This window comes from Microbacterium sp. zg-B96, from assembly GCF_030246865.1.
In the GTDB taxonomy this organism is placed as follows: Bacteria; Actinomycetota; Actinomycetes; order Actinomycetales; family Microbacteriaceae; genus Microbacterium.
Map to the genome: position 1 here is coordinate 1,523,990 of NZ_CP126738.1, position 17,581 is coordinate 1,541,570.

12 protein-coding genes are annotated in these 17,581 nt (G+C 69.9%); 4 read left to right on the forward strand and 8 right to left on the reverse strand.

Going from position 1 to position 17,581, the window contains the following annotated elements; genetic code table 11:
- Positions 1-3 precede the first annotated feature (3 nt).
- Positions 4-2,151 (forward strand): 3-hydroxyacyl-CoA dehydrogenase NAD-binding domain-containing protein, encoded by a 2,148-nt coding sequence (locus tag QNO11_RS07045; RefSeq protein ID WP_257509779.1) that lies wholly within the window; start codon positions 4-6, stop codon positions 2,149-2,151.
- A gap of 194 nt (positions 2,152-2,345) precedes the next feature.
- On the opposite strand, the gene pepN is transcribed toward QNO11_RS07045, so the two are convergent.
- From pepN to dut, 6 genes are all read right to left on the reverse strand, one after another.
- Positions 2,346-4,835 (reverse strand): aminopeptidase N, encoded by a 2,490-nt coding sequence (gene pepN / locus QNO11_RS07050; RefSeq protein WP_257509778.1) that lies wholly within the window; start codon positions 4,833-4,835, stop codon positions 2,346-2,348.
- 58 nt (positions 4,836-4,893) lie between these two features.
- A complete protein-coding gene (dxs, locus tag QNO11_RS07055; RefSeq protein WP_257509777.1) occupies positions 4,894-6,876 on the reverse strand; it encodes a 1-deoxy-D-xylulose-5-phosphate synthase in 1,983 nt (660 codons plus the stop codon).
- A 110-nt stretch (positions 6,877-6,986) separates the two neighbouring features.
- Entirely contained in the window at positions 6,987-9,854 is a 2,868-nt protein-coding gene (locus tag QNO11_RS07060; RefSeq protein ID WP_257509776.1) for an aconitate hydratase, read from the reverse strand.
- Positions 9,855-9,958: 104 nt separating this feature from the next.
- Entirely contained in the window at positions 9,959-10,732 is a 774-nt protein-coding gene (locus QNO11_RS07065) for a DUF3159 domain-containing protein (protein WP_257509775.1), read from the reverse strand.
- Positions 10,729-11,328, reverse strand: a complete 600-nt coding sequence (locus tag QNO11_RS07070; RefSeq protein WP_257509774.1) for a DUF3710 domain-containing protein — start codon at positions 11,326-11,328, stop codon at positions 10,729-10,731. The genes QNO11_RS07065 and QNO11_RS07070 overlap by 4 nt, the downstream gene beginning before the upstream one ends.
- The gene (gene dut / locus QNO11_RS07075) at positions 11,325-11,777 is read right to left on the reverse strand and encodes a dUTP diphosphatase (protein ID WP_257509773.1); all 453 of its coding nucleotides are present in this window, start codon (positions 11,775-11,777) and stop codon (positions 11,325-11,327) included. Before dut ends, QNO11_RS07070 begins: the two co-directional genes overlap by 4 nt.
- A gap of 12 nt (positions 11,778-11,789) precedes the next feature.
- On the opposite strand from dut, the gene QNO11_RS07080 reads away from it, so the two are divergent.
- Positions 11,790-12,266: a DUF3093 domain-containing protein gene (locus QNO11_RS07080; RefSeq protein WP_257509772.1), complete on the forward strand. Its 477-nt coding sequence runs from the start codon at positions 11,790-11,792 to the stop codon at positions 12,264-12,266.
- 6 nt (positions 12,267-12,272) lie between these two features.
- Here the strand turns inward: QNO11_RS07080 and QNO11_RS07085 are convergent, their stop codons facing one another.
- Entirely contained in the window at positions 12,273-12,566 is a 294-nt protein-coding gene (locus QNO11_RS07085; RefSeq protein ID WP_257509771.1) for a DUF4193 domain-containing protein, read from the reverse strand.
- A 219-nt stretch (positions 12,567-12,785) separates the two neighbouring features.
- Between QNO11_RS07085 and sepH the strand changes: the two genes are divergently transcribed.
- Positions 12,786-13,835, forward strand: a complete 1,050-nt coding sequence (gene sepH / locus QNO11_RS07090) for a septation protein SepH (protein ID WP_257509770.1) — start codon at positions 12,786-12,788, stop codon at positions 13,833-13,835.
- Here the strand turns inward: sepH and QNO11_RS07095 are convergent.
- Positions 13,832-14,956 (reverse strand): alkaline phosphatase family protein, encoded by a 1,125-nt coding sequence (locus tag QNO11_RS07095; RefSeq protein ID WP_257509769.1) that lies wholly within the window; start codon positions 14,954-14,956, stop codon positions 13,832-13,834. The two genes, sepH and QNO11_RS07095, sit on opposite strands and share 4 nt — an antisense overlap.
- Positions 14,957-15,021: 65 nt before the next feature.
- Here QNO11_RS07095 and QNO11_RS07100 point away from each other — a divergent pair, with 65 nt between their 5' ends.
- On the forward strand, positions 15,022-17,502 hold the full coding sequence (locus tag QNO11_RS07100; RefSeq protein ID WP_257509768.1) for a DNA gyrase/topoisomerase IV subunit A: 2,481 nt from the start codon (positions 15,022-15,024) through the stop codon (positions 17,500-17,502).
- Positions 17,503-17,581 lie beyond the last annotated feature (79 nt).

The following is a 17,581-nucleotide window of genomic DNA, read 5'->3' on the forward strand; positions in this document are numbered from 1 at the left end:
GCGATGACCGACTACAACTCCATCGACTTCTCGCCGATCCTCGCCGGCACCGAGGGCGAGGTGATCACGCACTCCCCCGTGCGCGACATCACCCTGCCCAGCGGCAAGGTGCTCGCCCTCATCACGCTCGACAACGGGCGCGACCACACCCGCCCGAACACACTCGGCCCGGCGACGCTCGCCGAACTCGAGCAGACCCTCGCGGGCCTGAAGGACCGGGCATCCCGAGCTGAGATCCACGCCGTCGGCATCACCGGCAAGCAGTACATCCTCGCCGCCGGTGCCGACCTGTCCGACATTTCACGCCTCGACTCGAAGGACAATGCCCGGCTGGTCGCCCAGTTCGGGCACAAGGTGCTCGGTTCGCTGGGTGACCTGGGGGTGCCGTCGTTCGCGTTCGTCAACGGCCTGGCTCTCGGCGGGGGCCTGGAGATCGCGCTGAACTCCACCTACCGCACCGTCGACGCGTCGGCTGCCGCGGTGGCGCTGCCCGAGGTGTTCCTCGGCATCATCCCCGGCTGGGGCGGCGCGTACCTGTTGCCGAACCTCATCGGCATCGAGAACGCGCTCGAGGTGGTCATCTCCAACCCGCTCAAGCAGAACCGCACGCTCAAGCCGCAGCAGGCGTTCGACCTCGGCATCATGGACGCCATCTTCCCGGCATCGAACTACCTCGAGGATTCGCTGCGCTGGGCAGACGGCGTGCTGTCGGGCGCCGTGAAGGTCGTCCGCAAGAACGAGCCGGGCAAGATGGAGCGCCTCACCAAGTGGCCCATCGCGATCAAGATGGCCCGCGGCATGCTCGAGTCCAAGATCGGCACGGTGCCGAAGTCGCCGTACGTGGCCCTGGAGCTGCTGGACAAGGCCAAGAGCGGCACCAAGGCGGAGGGTTTCGCCCGTGAGGACGAGGCGCTGGCCGAGTTGGTGACCGGCGACCAGTTCGCGGCATCCATGTACGCGTTCGACCTCGTGCAGAAGCGCGCCAAGCGCCCCGTCGGCGCCCCCGACAAGCAGCTGGCCAAGAAGGTGACCAAGGTCGGCATCATCGGCGCGGGGCTCATGGCCAGCCAGTTCGCGCTGCTGTTCGTGCGCAAGCTGCAGGTGCCGGTGCTGATCACCGACCTCGACCAGGGCCGCGTCGACAAGGGCGTGGCGTACATCCATGAGGAGATCGGCAAGCTCGAGGCGAAGGGCCGCCTGGATGCGGACACCGCCAACCAGCTGCGCGCGCTCGTGACCGGGACGACAGACAAGACCCAGTACGCGGACTGCGACTTCGTGATCGAGGCGGTGTTCGAAGAGGTCGGCGTCAAGCAGCAGGTGTTCGGCGAGATCGAGAAGGTCATCGCCGAGGACGCGATCCTCGCGACGAACACCTCGTCGCTGTCGGTCGAGGAGATCGGCGCGAAGCTGGTGCACCCCGAGCGCCTGGTGGGCTTCCACTTCTTCAACCCGGTGGCGGCCATGCCGCTGATCGAGATCGTGAAGACGCCTCATACGGCGGATGCCGCGCTGGCGACGGCGTTCGTGGTGGCACGCGGGCTCGGCAAGAACGCGGTGCTCACCGCCGACGCGCCCGGCTTCGTGGTGAACCGCCTGCTGGCGAAGGTCATGGGTGAAGCGGCGCGTGCGGTGTACGAAGGCACGCCGCTGCTGACGGTCGAGAAGGCCTTCGGCCCGCTCGGTCTGCCGATGACGCCGTTCCAGCTGATCGACCTGGTCGGCTGGAAGGTGGCCGCGCACGTGCAGGACACCATGACCGCCGCCTTCCCGGACCGGTTCTACGCGAATGAGAACTTCCACGCGCTCGCGCAGCTGGATGCCGTGGTCGAGAAGGACAAGTCGGGTCGCGTTTCCGGCTGGACCAAGCAGGCCGAGAAGGTGCTCAAGGGTGCGGTCGGCTCGTCGCCGGCCTCCGCCGAGGAGATCCTGCGTCGCGTGCAGGACGGCCTCGCGCAGGAGATCCGCATCATGCTTGATGAGGGGGTCGTGCCCGAGGTCGAGGACATCGACCTGTGCCTCATCCTCGGTGCCGGCTGGCCGTTCATCGACGGCGGTGCCTCGCCGTACCTCGACCGCGAGGGGGCATCGGAGCGCGTCTTCGGCGACACGTTCCACCACCCGCCGATCCGCGGCATCGCGGCCGTCTGACACGGCGCGCAGGGGCGGCCCCGGGCTTCGGCTCGGGGCCGCTCGTGCGTTGCGGGGTCATGGTGTCGGAATCCGCTCCGGCCCGCGCCGTAATCTCGGAGATCGCCGGTGATTCGGAGCCGATCGGCGTGTTCGGTCCGAAGTTGTGGCGTTCCCCGAAGTTGTGGCGGGCGACTCGGCGACGCGCCCGCCCGCTACTGCGCCGCGCGCACGCGCAGGTCGCGGGCGAGGTGGTCCCGCTGCTCGATCACGATGCGCCGCAGTGCGGCGGGGGCGTCCGGATGCCCGGCCAGCCATGCGTCGGCCGGCTCGAGGGAATCGGATGCCGGGAACAGTCCCCGCACCAGGCGACGCGCGATCTCGATGCTGCGGTCCGCCCACGTCTCACGGATGCGGGCGAAGTAATCCGCGTCGTACGCCCCGATGAGGTCGCGCCGGCCGCCGGCCCGGAAACCGGCGATCGTCGCGCTCAGGTGGTCATTCGTGAGCGTGGTGTCCTCCCACGCCGCCTGCCATGCGGCGGCCCGCACGTCCTGGTCCGGCCGGGAGGCGCACATGCGGATGTGCGCGGTGCGCCCCGTGGCGGTGGCGTCGCGGTGCAGCTCGGCATCGGCATCCGCCGTGGTGGCATCACCTGTCGTGGCCAGCGCGGTCCACCAGGTCCACCGCAGCTCCGGGTCCAGCGCCAGACCGGGAGGAGGAGCGTCGGTGCCCTCGAGGAAGGACCGCAGCTGCGCCGCGCGTGACCGGTCGTACGCCGCGGCCTCCCCCACCGCCCGCGCCCACGCCAGCTGGGCACCGCTGGCCGGCGCGGCATCCGCCATCGCCTGCCACGCGGTATTCAGCCACGCCGCCCGCTGGGCGTCACGCGCGACCTCAGGCACGTAGTGGCCGATCGCGACCGCGGTATTGGCGAGTACGTCGGTCAGCAGCGCGATGTTCGACTCCGCGGGGGCGTGCCGGTGCACGATGTCGAGGTAGCGCGCGACGGGCAGTTCGCCGTCGCGGGCGGCGTTCCACAGCGCAGACCACACCAGGCCGCGGGCGAGGGGGTCGTCGATCGTTGAGAGCGCGGCCTGCACGGCGTCGACGGATGCCGCATCCAGCCGCACCTTCGCATAGGTGCGGTCGCCGTCGTTGGCGAGGATGAGCGCGGCACCGGCGGCCGGCAGCGGCACGGGCGTGCGCGCGTCGCGGATGTCCACCTCGACGGCCGCACCGCGCACCAGGCGCCCGTCCTGCAGGTCGTACGCGGCCACGCCGAGGCGGTGCGGGCGAGGGTCGGTCTGCACGAGCGTCAGGCCCTCCTCGCCCCGCTCGACAGACACCGTGCTGACGCCGGTGGTCTGCAGCCACGCGCGCGACCAGGCGCGCACATCGCGGCCGGAGACGGCTTCCAGCTGTGCCAGCAGATCCTCCAGCGTGGTGTTGCCGAACGCGTGGGCGGCGAAGTAGCGCCTGGCCCCGTCGAAGAATGCGTCCTCGCCGACGAAGGCGACCAGCTGCTTCAGGACGGCGGCACCCTTGGCGTAGGTGATGCCGTCGAAGTTGAGCTCGGCCGCTTCCAGGTCGGGGATGTCCGCGACGATCGGATGCGTGGTCGGCAGCTGATCCTGCTGGTACGCCCAGGCCTTGCGTCGCACGGCGAACGTGACCCACGCGTCGGTGAAACGGGTGACGGCCGCCGTCGCGTGGGCGCCCATGTAGTCGGCGAACGACTCCTTGAGCCACAGGTCGTCCCACCACCGCATGGTGACGAGGTCCCCGAACCACATGTGCGCCATCTCGTGCAGGATCGTGTTCGCCCGGCCCTCACGCTGAGCGACCGTCGCGGCGCCGCGGAACACGAACCCCTCGCTGAAGGTCACCAGCCCCGGGTTCTCCATCGCGCCGAGGTTGTACTCGGGCACGAAGATCTGGTCGTACTTGCCCCACGGGTACGGATAGTCGAAGGCATCGGTGAAGAAGTCCAGCCCCTGCCGGGTGATCTCGATGATCTCGTCCGCGTCCAGGTGCTGCGCCAGCGACGCGCGGCACAGCACGCCCAGCGCGACGGTCTGGTCGCCGCGCCGCCACTCGGAATCGACGCGGTGGTACGGGCCCGCGGCGACGGCGGTGATGTAGCTGGACAGCGGCGGTGTCTGGCCGAACGCCACCCGCTGCGTGTCGCCGGTGACCTGTACGTCCACGGCGGGCTGGTTGGACAGCACGTGCCAGCCGGCGGGTGCGGCGACGACGAACTCGTAGCGCGCCTTCATGTCGGGCTGCTCGAAGCACGCCAAGACCCGTCGGGAGTCGGACGGTTCGTACTGCGTGTACAGGTACGTCGCGGCATCCACGGGGTCCACGAACCGGTGCAGGCCCTCACCGGTGTGGCTGTACGCGCCACGCGCGGCGATGCGCACCGTGTTCTGCGGTGCCAGCCCGGCGACACGGATGCGCGCGCCGTCCCACTCGACAGGGTGGGCCACGCCGTTGACGTGCACGGACTCCACGGCCTCGCCGATGAAGTCGATCCAGGTCTCCGGCACGTCGGCGTCGAACTGCAGCGTGCTGACGGTGGGAAAGCCAGTAGTGGCGGCATCCGGTGCACCGGTCACATCCAGCTCGACCCGCACGGTGTGGAGGGTGACGTGGGCGGATCGGGCGGCGGTTTCGTCCCGGCCGAGGTTGGCGCTGCTCATCCGTCCATGTTTTCACGCACGCCGCGCCTCGTCGATGACGGCGCGCACGGCGGGTCGGTCAGGACTGGTCGTCGCGGTTCTGAGCGGAGTCGTCGGGGGACGTGACCTGGGTCATCCACAGCGCCCCGGTGTCGGTCGTGGGGCGAGCGACCGGGATGCGGATGCCCAGCACCTGCGACACCACGTCCTGCGCGATCTTCGCGGCGGTCAGGCCGGCGTCGGCGAGGATCTGCTCGCGCGTGGCGTGGTCGATGAACTCGTCGGGTAGCCCCAGCTCGTCCACGGCGGTGTCCACGCCCGCCTCGCGCAGCACCTGTCGCACCCGAGTGCCGATGCCGCCGACGCGGATGCCGTCTTCGAGCGTGATCACCAGGCGGTGCGTCGCGGCGAGCTCGACGATCGACGGCTGCACCGGGATCACCCAGCGAGGGTCGACCACCGTCGCGCCGATCCCCTGCGCGCGGAGGCGTTCGGCGACGTCCATCGCGAGGTGCGCCATCGGGCCGATGCCCACCAGCAGCACGTCCTCCGCGTCACTGCGGGCCAGCACGTCGACGCCGTCGCGCAGCCGCTCGATCGCCGGAAGATCGGTGCCGACGGCGCCCTTGGGGAAGCGGACCACGGTGGGGGCGTCGGAAACGGCGATCGCCTCGCGGAACTCCTCGCGCAGCCGCTCCGCGTCGCGGGGCACGGCGATGCGGATCTGCGGCACGAGCTGCAGCATGGCCAGGTCCCACACGCCGTGGTGGCTGGGGCCGTCGGGACCGGTGACACCCGCGCGGTCCAGCACGAACGTGACGCCGGCCTTGTGCAGGGCCACGTCCATCAGCACCTGGTCGAACGCCCGGTTGATGAAGGTGGCGTAGAGCGCGACCACGGGGTGCAGTCCGCCGTAGGCCAGCCCGGCGGCGGAGGCCACGGCGTGCTGTTCGGCGATGCCGACGTCGTAGACGCGGTCGGGGAAGCGCTGCGCGAACGGGAGCAGGCCGGTGGGGCGCAGCATCGCCGCGGTCATCGCGATGATGTCCTCGCGCTGCTCCCCGGCGGCGACCAGTTCTTCGGAGAATACGTCGGTCCAGGCGGTGGCGCCGGCGCCGGCGCCGCCGATCGCCTCACCGGTGATCGGGTCGATGCGGCCGACGGCGTGGAATTGGTCGGCCTCGTCGCTGAGGGCGGGCCCGAAGCCGCGGCCCTTATCGGTGATCGCGTGCACGATCACCGGGGCGCCGTAGGACTTCGCCAGTTCCAGGGTTTCCAGCAGCGACGCCATGTCGTGCCCGTCGACGGGGCCGAGGTATTTGATGTCGAGGTTCGAGTACAGCGCGGCGTTGTTGACGAAGCGCGTCAGGAACCCGTGCGTGCCGCCGCGCACGCCGCGGTACACCGCGCGGGCTGCAGGCCCGAGCCGGCGGAACAGCGAATCCGAACCGCGGTGGAGGGTGCGGTAGGCCTCGGCGGTGCGCACCCGGTTGAGGTAGCGCGCCATGCCGCCGATCGTGGGCGCGTAGGAGCGGCCGTTGTCGTTGATGACGATCACGAGGTTGCGGTCGTTGTCGTCGGTGATGTTGTTGAGCGCCTCCCAGGTCATCCCGCCGGTCAGCGCGCCGTCACCGACGACTGCGACGACGTGACGGTCGGTGCGACCGGTGCGGTTGAGGGCGCGGGAGATGCCGTCGGCCCAGCTGAGCGAGCTGGACGCGTGTGAGGACTCCACGACGTCGTGTGGGCTTTCGCTGCGCTGCGGGTAGCCGGCAAGCCCGCCCCGGGCGCGCAACTGTGAGAAGTCCTGGCGGCCGGTGAGCAGTTTGTGCACGTACGACTGGTGGCCGGTGTCGAAGATGATCGGGTCCTCCGGCGAGCGGAAGACGCGGTGGATCGCGATGGTCAGCTCGACCACGCCGAGGTTCGGACCGAGATGACCGCCCGTGCGGGCGACGTTCTCCACGAGGAACTCACGGATCTCCGCCGCGAGTGCATCGAGTTCCGCGACCGTCATCCGATCGAGGTCGCGGGGTCCGGAGACCGAAGCGAGCAGCGACATGCGTGTCCTTCCTTGGGGGCCACACGGGCTCCTGAGTCTACTCGCGCGGTCGTGGCGCCGAATGTGAACAGGCCCGGAGTCGTCGACTCCGGGCCTGTTCACAGTGTGACTCAGACGAGGCTGCGCAGCACGTACTGCAGGATGCCGCCGTTGCGGTAGTAGTCCGCTTCACCGGGGGTGTCGATGCGCACGATGGCATCGAATTCCACCGGCTGCTTGCCCTCGGCGGAGAACTCGCTGGGCGTGGCGGTGACCCGGACCGTCTTCGGGGTGACGCCTTCGTTCAGCTGCTCCAGACCCGTGATCGAGACGATCTCGGTGCCGTCCAGGCCGAGGGACTCCCAGCTCTGACCGGTGGGGAACTGCAGAGGGACGACGCCCATGCCGATGAGGTTGGAGCGGTGGATGCGCTCGAAGCTCTCGGTGATGACGGCCTTCACGCCCAGCAGGCTCGTGCCCTTGGCCGCCCAGTCGCGCGACGAGCCGGAGCCGTACTCCTTGCCGCCGAAGATGACCAGCGGGGTGCCCTCGGCCTGATAGTTCATCGACGCGTCGTAGATGAACGCCTGCGGGCCGCCCGGCTGCGTGAAGTCGCGGGTGTAGCCGCCCTCGACGACCTTGCCGTCGTTGACCGCGCTGACCAGCTGGTTCTTCAGCCGGATGTTCGCGAAGGTGCCGCGGATCATGACCTCGTGGTTGCCGCGGCGCGAGCCGAAGGAGTTGAAGTCCTTGCGCTCCACACCGTGCTCGATGAGGTACTGCGCCGCGGGGGTACCGGGCTTGATGTTGCCGGCCGGGCTGATGTGGTCGGTCGTGACCGAGTCGCCCAGCGTGGCCATCACGCGGGCGCCGGTGATGTCGGCGACCGGGGTCAGCTCCATCGACATGCCCTCGAAGTACGGCGCCTTGCGCACGTACGTCGACTGCTCGTCCCACTCGAAGATCGGGCCGGTCGGGGTGGGCAGGTTCTTCCAGCGCTCGTCGCCGTCGAACACGGTGGCGTACTGCTTGATGAACTGCTCACGCGAGATCGAGGTGGCGATGACGTCCTGCACCTCTTGCGGTGCCGGCCAGATGTCCCTGAGGAACACGTCGTTGCCCTCGGTGTCCTTGCCCAGCGCGTCGGTCTCGAAGTCGAAGTGCATCGAGCCGGCCAGTGCGTAGGCGACCACCAGCGGCGGCGAGGCCAGGTAGTTCATCTTCACGTCGGGGCTGATGCGCCCCTCGAAGTTGCGGTTACCCGACAGCACCGCGGTGACGGCGAGGTCGTGATCGTTGACGGCGGCGGAGACCTCTTCGATGAGCGGTCCCGAGTTGCCGATGCAGATGGTGCAGCCGTAGCCGACGGTGTAGAAGCCGACGGCTTCCAGTGCCTTGTCCAGGCCGGACTTCTCGTAGTAGTCGGTGACGACCTTGGAACCGGGGCCGAGCGTGGTCTTGACCCACGGCTTGCGCTTGAGACCCTTCTGGACCGCCTTCTGCGCGAGCAGACCCGCGGCGATCATGACCGACGGGTTCGACGTGTTGGTGCACGAGGTGATCGCGGCCAGTGTCACAGCGCCGTTGTCGAGGATGTACGGGTCACCCTCGGGAGGGGTCACCTTGACCGGCTTGGAGGTTGCAGCCGGTCCGCCGCTGCCGATGTGCACCTCGCGGGTGACCGGCTCCTCGACACCGGGCACCTGGCCCGGGTCGGAGGCGGGGAACGAGTGCTTCGACTCGAGGTCGACGATGTCGTCGGACGTGGATGCCGTGGCGTAGCCGACGATGTCCTTCTCGAACTGCGTCTTGGCCTCCGACAGCAGGATGCGGTCCTGGGGGCGCTTGGGGCCGGCGATCGAGGGGACGACCGTGGACAGGTCCAGCTCCATGTACTCGCTGAAGGCGGGCTCCACCGACGCGTCGTGCCAGAGGGACTGCGCCTTGGCGTACGCCTCGACCAGTGCCACGGCCTGCTCGTCGCGACCGGTCAGGCGCAGGTACTCCAGCGTCACGTCGTCGATCGGGAACATCGCCGCGGTCGAGCCGAACTCGGGGCTCATGTTGCCGATGGTGGCGCGGTTGGCCAGGGGCACCGAGGCGACGCCGGCACCGTAGAACTCGACGAACTTGCCGACGACGCCGTGCTTGCGCAGCATGTCGGTGATCGTCAGCACGACGTCGGTGGCGGTCACTGCGGCCGGGATCTCGCCGGTGAGCTTGAAGCCGACAACGCGCGGGATGAGCATCGACACCGGCTGGCCGAGCATTGCGGCCTCGGCCTCGATGCCGCCGACGCCCCAGCCCAGCACGCCGAGGCCGTTGACCATCGTGGTGTGCGAGTCGGTGCCGACGCAGGTGTCGGGGTAGGCCCGCAGTACACCGTCGACCTGGCGGTCGTAGATGACCTTGGCGAGGTGCTCGATGTTGACCTGGTGCACGATGCCGGTGCCAGGCGGGACGACCTTGAAGTCGTTGAACGCGCTCTGACCCCAGCGCAGGAACTGGTATCGCTCACCGTTGCGCTGGTACTCGATCTCGACGTTGCGCTCCAGCGCGTCGGCGGTGCCGAACAGGTCGGCGATCACGGAGTGGTCGATCACCATCTCCGCAGGAGACAGCGGGTTGATCTTGTTCGGGTCGCCGCCCAGGGTGGTGACCGCCTCGCGCATCGTGGCGAGGTCGACGATGCAGGGCACACCGGTGAAGTCCTGCATCACCACGCGCGCGGGGGTGAACTGGATCTCCGTGTCGGGCTGCGCGTCGGGATCCCACGACCCCAGCGCCTGGATCTGCTGCTTCGTGACGTTCGCGCCGTCCTCGGTGCGCAGCAGGTTCTCCAGCAGCACCTTGAGGCTGAACGGGAGCTTGTCGTACCCCGGCACCGTCTCGATGCGGAAGATCTCGTAGTCGGTGCTGCCGACCGTCAGGGTGCTCTTGGCACCGAAGCTGTCAACACTGGACACGCGTGTCTCCTTCGTCGGCCGCGGGGTGGCCATCACAGGCCCGTTCCCCCATCATCCCCGGCTTGGCGGACGGCGGCTAGTGAGGCCCGCCTAACCCGCCAGGGGAGGAAATTTATCTTGATATCAAGATAAATGTATCACTCCGCCGGGCGTGCGTAGAGCGCGCGCGCGGCGAGCCACGTCACCGCGATGAGGGGCGCGAACAGTGGCAGACCCATGATCAGTTTGAGGGTTCCCAGCGTCGCGACGTCATCGGCGAAATACAGCGGAAGCTGCACCGCGAGCCGGGCGTAGAACAGTGCCGCCCACGCCAGCGTGAGCCAGAAGAAGACCCGACGCTTGCGGGGGTCCCGCCGCCAGGTCGTCCCCTCCCCCATGAGATAACCGGCCGCGAGACCGATCAGTGACCAGCCGATCAGGGCCGAGATGAGCAGTGCGGTGCCGTACGCGGCGTTGGTGATGAAGCCGGGGACGAAGTTGTCGGCGCCGCGGCCCGTGAGCAGTGCCAGCCCCGCGGCCGCCGCGGTGGCGATCAGCCCGCCGAGGGCGGCGGAGGGTGGGGTGCGCTGCGCGAGACGCAGCAGCGTGAAGAGGACCGCGAGGCCGACGGAGAGCCCGAGGCTCAGTGGCAGGTTGGCCTCCCCCGTCTCGCGATCGACGGTCAGCGTGTACGCGACGACGAAGACGAGGCCCGGCAGGACGGATTCCAGCACCCCGCGCCAGCCACCCATCGCATGCCAGACGACATGGCCCGTGGGTCGCTCATCGGTGGGATCCAGGCCGGCGCGACGCGCGGCACCGCTGAGTGCCTGGCCCAGCACATCCGCGGTGGACGGCTCGGGCGGCGTGAGGTCGCGGTCGCGGTCGCGGTCGGGATCGCGGTCGGCGGTGGGGTCGTGCGGTGTGCTCACGCGCTGCCCGGCGTGGCCGGCATCTTCAGGGGGATGAGGTCCCGCGGGGGCATCGGAGTGCCGCCGCGCACCACCACGAGGGAGCGGAACAGGTCTTCCACGCGCTCCGCGGCATCCGCGTCGGAGGTCGCAGCTCCCCCGATGACGCCCCGCAGGAACCAGCGGGGGCCGTCGACGCCGACGAACCGCGCCAGGCGCTTTCCGGTGGCGCCGCCGGTGTCGGCGACGGGAACCTCGGCGAGGAGTTCGGGGCCCAACGGACCCTCGCGCTCCTCGACGCGCCCGCCCTGCTGGCGGATCTGCTGGCGGATCTGCTCACGGGTCTCGTCCCACAGCCCTGCCGAGCGCGGTGCGGCGAACGGCTGCACCTGGAGGGTCGAGTCGGCGTAGTCCAGGCCTACCGCGACGATGCGCTTGGTCTGCTCCTCGACCTCGAGGCGCAGGTTCAACCCCTCGCGGGGCAGCACCTTGATGCCGCCGAGATCGATGTACGGGCGCACCGGGTTGGCTTCGGACTCGTCGAACGGGCCGTGCTCGGCTCGGTCTTCGGGCGCGGCCTTGCGCGGCGGGAGGTCCTGTGACGTCGGGTCGGTCATGCGTGGTTTCCTGTCTTGTCGTACCCGGTGGAGCCGAACCCGCCGTCGCCGCGCACGCTGCCGGGCAGATCAGGCATCGGCAGGAAGCGCGCGCGGGTGACGGGCATGACGATCAGCTGTGCGATGCGGTCGCCCACGGCGATCTCGTACGGCTCGGTCGCATCGGTGTTCAGTAGCGCGACCTTGATCTCGCCGCGGTAGCCGGCATCGACGGTGCCGGGCGAGTTGACGATCGTGATCCCGTGCTTGGCTGCCAGGCCGCTGCGGGGCACCACGAAAGCGGCGTAGCCGTCGGGCAGCGCGATCCGGACACCGGTGCCGACGAGGGCACGCTGGCCTGGTTCGAGTCGCAGCGCTTCGGCCGAGACGAGATCGGCTCCCGCGTCGCCGGGGTGGGCGTAACCGGGAACCTCGGATGCAACAATGGGAACGTCCACGGATTCGGTCACCCCACGAGGCTAATGCAGAAGACAGCGGCCGGCATTCGCCCGGCATACACATACCGAGAGCGGCTCAGTCCCTCGCTCTGGGTGCTCGTGAGCGCCGCTGTGGTCGGCCCGATGGCCGCCCTGGTGCTCACGCCCCTCGACCCGACCCTCGGCCTGGCGGTGGGAGCTGTCGTCGGCATCGGCGCGGTCGCGCTGCTGATGGGCCTGTCCCCCGTGATCGAAGTGCGCGACGGCTGGCTCCACGCCGGACGCGCGAAGATCCAGGTGCGCTACCTCGGTGAGCCGCAGGCGCTGGCAGGCGATGCCGCTCGCGCGGCGCGTGGCACCGAACTGGACTCGCGGTCGTGGCTGGTGGTGCGTGGCGGCGTGGACGGGATCGTTCGCGTGCCGGTCGATGACCCTCGCGACCCCGTGCCGATGTGGGTCATCTCCACCCGAACGCCCGACCGTCTCAGCGCTGCTATCCGCGCTGCACGGCCGGGCGACTGAGGGGTCTTACGCGGAGCACTCCATGCACACGGCGCCAGCGGGGGTGTCGTGGTCGATCTGCGAGCGGTGCTTCACGAGGAAGCAGTTGGAGCAGGTGAACTCGTCCTCCTGCGGGGGAAGCACCACGACATCGAGCTCGAGGTCGGAGAGGTCGGCGCCGGGAAGCTCGAAGCCGGACGGGTTGTCGGCATCCTCCACGTCGACTGCGCCCGAGAGCTTGTCGGGCACTCGCTCCTTGAGCGCTTCAATCGACTCGCTGTCATCCTCGGTCTTGCGCGGTGCGTCGTAATCGGTGGCCATTCTCGAACGTCTCTTCTTCCAGTTCAGCGTGCGTGTTCGCCCGATCGGGCGGCGATAGTTTGCATGACGGGATGCCTTTTCGCAAATGCCGCGCGGCGCGGGCCGCTGCAGCCCCGATCGTCAGGGCGTGAAACTCGCGGCGCGCCCTGGTTATTCCGGGCGTACGGCGTGTGCTGTGACACCATGGGCCCACACGGCAGATTCGGAGGGGTGTTTCGCATGGAACAGCTCAAGGTGATCGGCACCGAAGACGGCACGATCGTCCTCGCAACCGAGACGGGCGAACGCTTCGCCCTTCCCGTCGACGACGTGCTGCGCGCAGAACTGCGCAAGGCACGGCGCGACCGCGACGGGGAACGACGCGTACCCAAGTCCAGTCCGCGCGAGATTCAGGCGCACATCCGCTCCGGCATGTCGGCGGCGGAGGTCGCGGACCTGTTCGGCGCTCGACTGGAGGACATCCAGCGGTATGAGGGACCGGTGCTCGCCGAGCGCGAGCACATCGTGGGGCAAGCCCTCGCCGTGCCCGTTCTCGTTGGCAGCGAACTCGAACCCGACGCGCAGCCGACATTCGGCGCGGCCGTGCGAGCCAAGCTCGCCGAGGCCGGTGCTGTCGGCGAACGCTGGACCAGCTGGCGCGAACAGACCGGCTGGATCGTCAAGCTCGAGTTCACCGCGAACGACGTCGACCACGACGCCCGGTGGACCTTCGACCCGCGCCGCAGCACGCTGGCACCGCAGAACAGCGATGCCACCCAGCTCTCGCGTCAGGGATCGCTGCCGGACGGCCTCATCCCGCGGCTGCGTGCCCTGGACCACCCCGTCGGCAAGGACGAGTCCCGCTTCGACAGCGGTGCGTTCGGCCCCCGTCGCCCGGTGGAGCCCGAAGACTTCGACGCGCCGGAAGTGCGCGCCCACGCCACACCCGCGGTGCAGTCCGCCGCGATCAAGCGCGCCCCCGACGCACCGGTGACCTCCTCGGAGACCGCCGACCTGCTCGAGGCGCTGCGTCGTCGCCGCGGTCAGCGCGAGCCGCTGCCGGGGACGACCGCCGCTGCACCCTCCCCTGTCTCCTCGTCGCCGATCGCGCTGTTCGAGCCGGCGGATCCCGGTTATGACGCCGCCCGGTCCGAACAGCCTGCCGAAGAGACGCGCCCGTCGGCACACGAGACGCAGGCTGCCGATGCCGGTGGCCGGCGCAAGGGCGGGCGCCCCTCGATGCCGTCGTGGGACGAGATCGTCTTCGGCGCCCGCACCGAAGAGTCCTAACCGGCGTAGGCGCCTAGTCGGATGAGCGGCACGATCCGCTCCTCCGAGGTCATCGACCCGTGCTGGCCGACCATCTTCTGTGACGCCTTGTCGGCGCCGCGGTCATCGTAGTAGGCCACACCGGCTCGAGCCGCGACGATCACGTCGCCGATGCGCGGGATCACCTCCGCGTCGGTCGGTCCGAACAGTCCCGCCTGCATGGCTTCGTCACGGGTGAACACCCAGGACCGGTCACCCTCGGACGCAAGCCACGCTGCATGCACCGCCGCGGCGCGGTCCGGGTCGGCATACAGGTGCAGCATCCGCGGCTCCCCGCCGAACACGCGCACGCCGTCGGTGAGTCCGTCTCCTTCGCGCAGCAGCAGGTGGCGATGCCGCGGCACGTCGACCATGCCGTGGTCTGCGGTCACCACGACGCCGGTGCGCGGGGACGCCAGTTGCGCGAGCCGGCGGGCCGCGGCATCCACCCGCTCCAGCCCCGCCGACCAGGCGTCGGACTCCCACCCGTGGCGGTGGCCGAGCGCGTCGAGCTCGTTGGCGTAGAGGTAGATCAGCGCGCCCGGGTGACGGGCGGCCAACTCGGCGGCCTGCTGCACGCGCTCGTCCAGATCGTCCGCGGCGACGAACTCGGCGCCCCGCAGGATCGCCTCGGTGAACCCGGTGCCGGCATACTCCGACTTCGTCACGACGAAGCAGGGCCGGCCGTGCTCGCGCTCGAAGATCGGCTGGGCGCGCTGCCAGGAGTGCGGATCCAGGCCGTGCGACTCCCAGCCCTTCAGCTGGTTCGGGGCCTCATCGGTGCCCGGGATGCGCACGCGATACCCCACGATGCCGTGGCGACCAGGGCCCTGGCCGGTGAGCAGGCTCGTGAGGGCGGCTGCCGTGGTGCTCGGAAAGACCGTGTGGGCGATATCGCGCTTGGCCATCGCGCCCACCAGGAACCGGGCGTGACCGGCGCGGGAGGTGAGATTGAAGCGGCCCAGCCCATCGACGACGAACACGATCGCGCTCTGTGCGGGCGGCAGCCAGTCGTCGTGACCTGAGAGAGAGGCCACCATGTGCGGCATGACATCGGTGAGGCTCCGGGCGGAGGCCGGGTCCGCAGGTACGCTGAGAGACATCGCGGCAAGTCTCCCATACGGGTGGACGGCCACCTTTCCCGCCACCCGAGGACGCACCGAGTTCAATGGCAGCATCGCGCAACGACCCTTCCCCCGCACCGCTCACCGAGCGCATCGAAGACGTCGACGTCTCGACGGAGATGCAGGGATCGTTCCTCGAATACGCGTACTCGGTGATCTACTCGCGGGCGCTGCCCGACGCCCGCGACGGGCTGAAGCCGGTGCAGCGGCGCATCCTGTACCAGATGGCCGAGATGGGCCTGCGGCCCGACCGTGGTCACGTCAAGAGCGCCCGCGTTGTGGGCGAGGTCATGGGAAAGCTGCACCCCCACGGCGACTCCGCGATCTACGACGCCCTGGTGCGGCTGGCGCAGCCGTTCGCGCTGCGGGTGCCGCTGGTGGACGGGCACGGCAACTTCGGCTCGCTCGATGACGGTCCTGCTGCCGCCCGGTACACCGAGGCGCGGCTGGCTCCGTCGGCGCTGGCGCTGACGGAGAACCTCGACGAGGACGTCGTCGATTTCGTCCCCAACTACGACGGGCAGTTCCAGCAGCCCGAAGTTCTGGCCGCCGCCTTCCCGAACCTGCTGGTCAACGGCGCCGCCGGCATCGCGGTCGGCATGGCCACCAACATGGCCCCGCACAACCTCATCGAGGTCGTCGCCGCCGCGGTGCACCTGCTCGACAACCCCGAAGCGACGCTCGAAGAGCTGATGGAGTTCGTCCCCGGTCCCGACCTGCCCGGCGGTGGCGTGATCGTGGGGCTGGACGGCGTCAAGGATGCCTACGCGACCGGCCGCGGCACCTTCCGCACCCGCGCCAAGGTGTCGGTCGAGTCCCTCGGCCCGCGGCGCACCGGCCTCGTCGTGACGGAACTGCCCTACATGGTCGGTCCGGAACGGGTGATCGAGAAGATCAAGGATGCCGTCACCGCGAAGAAGCTCACCGGCATCTCCGATGTTGCCGACTTCACCGACCGCAGCCACGGGCTGCGTCTGGTCATCGGCATCAAGACCGGGTTCGACCCGCAGGCGGTGCTCACCCAGCTGTACCGGCTGACGCCGCTGGAAGACTCCTTCGGCATCAACAACGTCGCCCTCGTCGACGGGCAGCCGCAGACGCTCGGCCTGAAGCAGCTGCTGCAGGTCTACCTGCAGCACCGCATCCAGGTCGTCACGCGCCGCAGCCGCTATCGGTTGGCCCGGCGCCAGGACCGGCTGCACCTGGTCGAGGGTCTGCTCATCGCGATCCTCGACATCGACGAGGTCATCCAGGTCATCCGTGCGTCCGACGACGGCGAGCAGGCGCGCACCCGACTCATGGACGTGTTCGACCTGTCACAAGCGCAGGCCGAGTACATCCTCGAGCTGCGGCTGCGTCGACTGACGAAGTTCTCCCGCGTCGAGCTGGAGACCGAACGCGATCAGCTCAAGGCCGAGATCGCACAGTTGGAGGAACTGCTCGCGAGCGAGGTGCTGCTGCGTGCGCAGGTCGCCCGCGAGCTGGATGCCGCGGCGGAGACCTTCGGCACGCCGCGGCGCACACTGCTGCTCAACGGCGGCCCGCCGGTGTCGGCTCGCTCGCGTGCCGCGGCCCCCGCCGACCTGCAGATCGCCGATGCCCCGTGCCGGGTGTTCCTCTCGGCCACCGGCCGCATGGTGCGCGCCGACCTGCGACCGGCCTCTGAGGACGGCGGCGACGCGGGCACCGGCATCGTCGCGCCGACCCGGCGCAGCAAGCATGACGCCATCCGCTCCGCCGTCGACACGACGACGCGGGGCGACGTCGGGGCGGTCACCAGCACCGGGCGCCTGGTGCGCTTCTCCCCCGTCGACCTGCCGTCGGTGCCGGGCAACTCCGTGCAGCCGGCCGCCGGCACCCGCGCCGACCAGTACCTGGGGCTCGGCAGTGGCGAGCACGTCGTGGCGCTCGTGCCGCTGGCGGAGAACCCGCCGATCGCGATCGGCACGGCTCAGGGCGTCGTCAAGCGGGTCGCGGCCAGCGAGATCGCCACCAAGCACGACGTCGAGATCATCTCGCTCAAGCCCGGCGACCGCGTCGTCGGTGCCGAGGTCGCCCCCGATGACGCGGAGCTGGTGTTCGTCACCTCCGACGCGCAGCTGCTGCGCTTCGACGCGATCGCGGTGCGGCCGCAGGGTCGGTCGGCCGGCGGCATGGCCGGCATCCGTGTCGCGCCGGATCAGCACGCGATCTACTTCGGCGTGATTCCCGCCGGCTCCGCGGACGAGGCCGTCGTCGTGACGATCGCCGACACGTCGCAGACGTTGGCCGGGGCGGATGCCGGCAGCGGCAAGGTGTCGGCCCTGTCGGAGTACCCGACCAAGGGCCGGGCGACCGGCGGGGTGCGGGCGCAGCGGTTCCTGAAGGGCGAGGACACCCTCTCGCTCGCGTGGGTCGGCACCGACCCGCGCGCCGTCGGCCCCGACGGTGCCGTGCGGGTGCTGCCCGCCTCCGGCGCCAAGCGCGACGCGTCCGGGCAGCCGCTGGACGATGTCGTCGGCGCGGTCGGCACCGCCGTCGCCTGACCGCGCGGCCGCCCCTGCCCGCTCCCCTGTCAGGAATGGGGCTCCTGCGCGACGATCTGTGACAGGCGAGCGGTCGCGG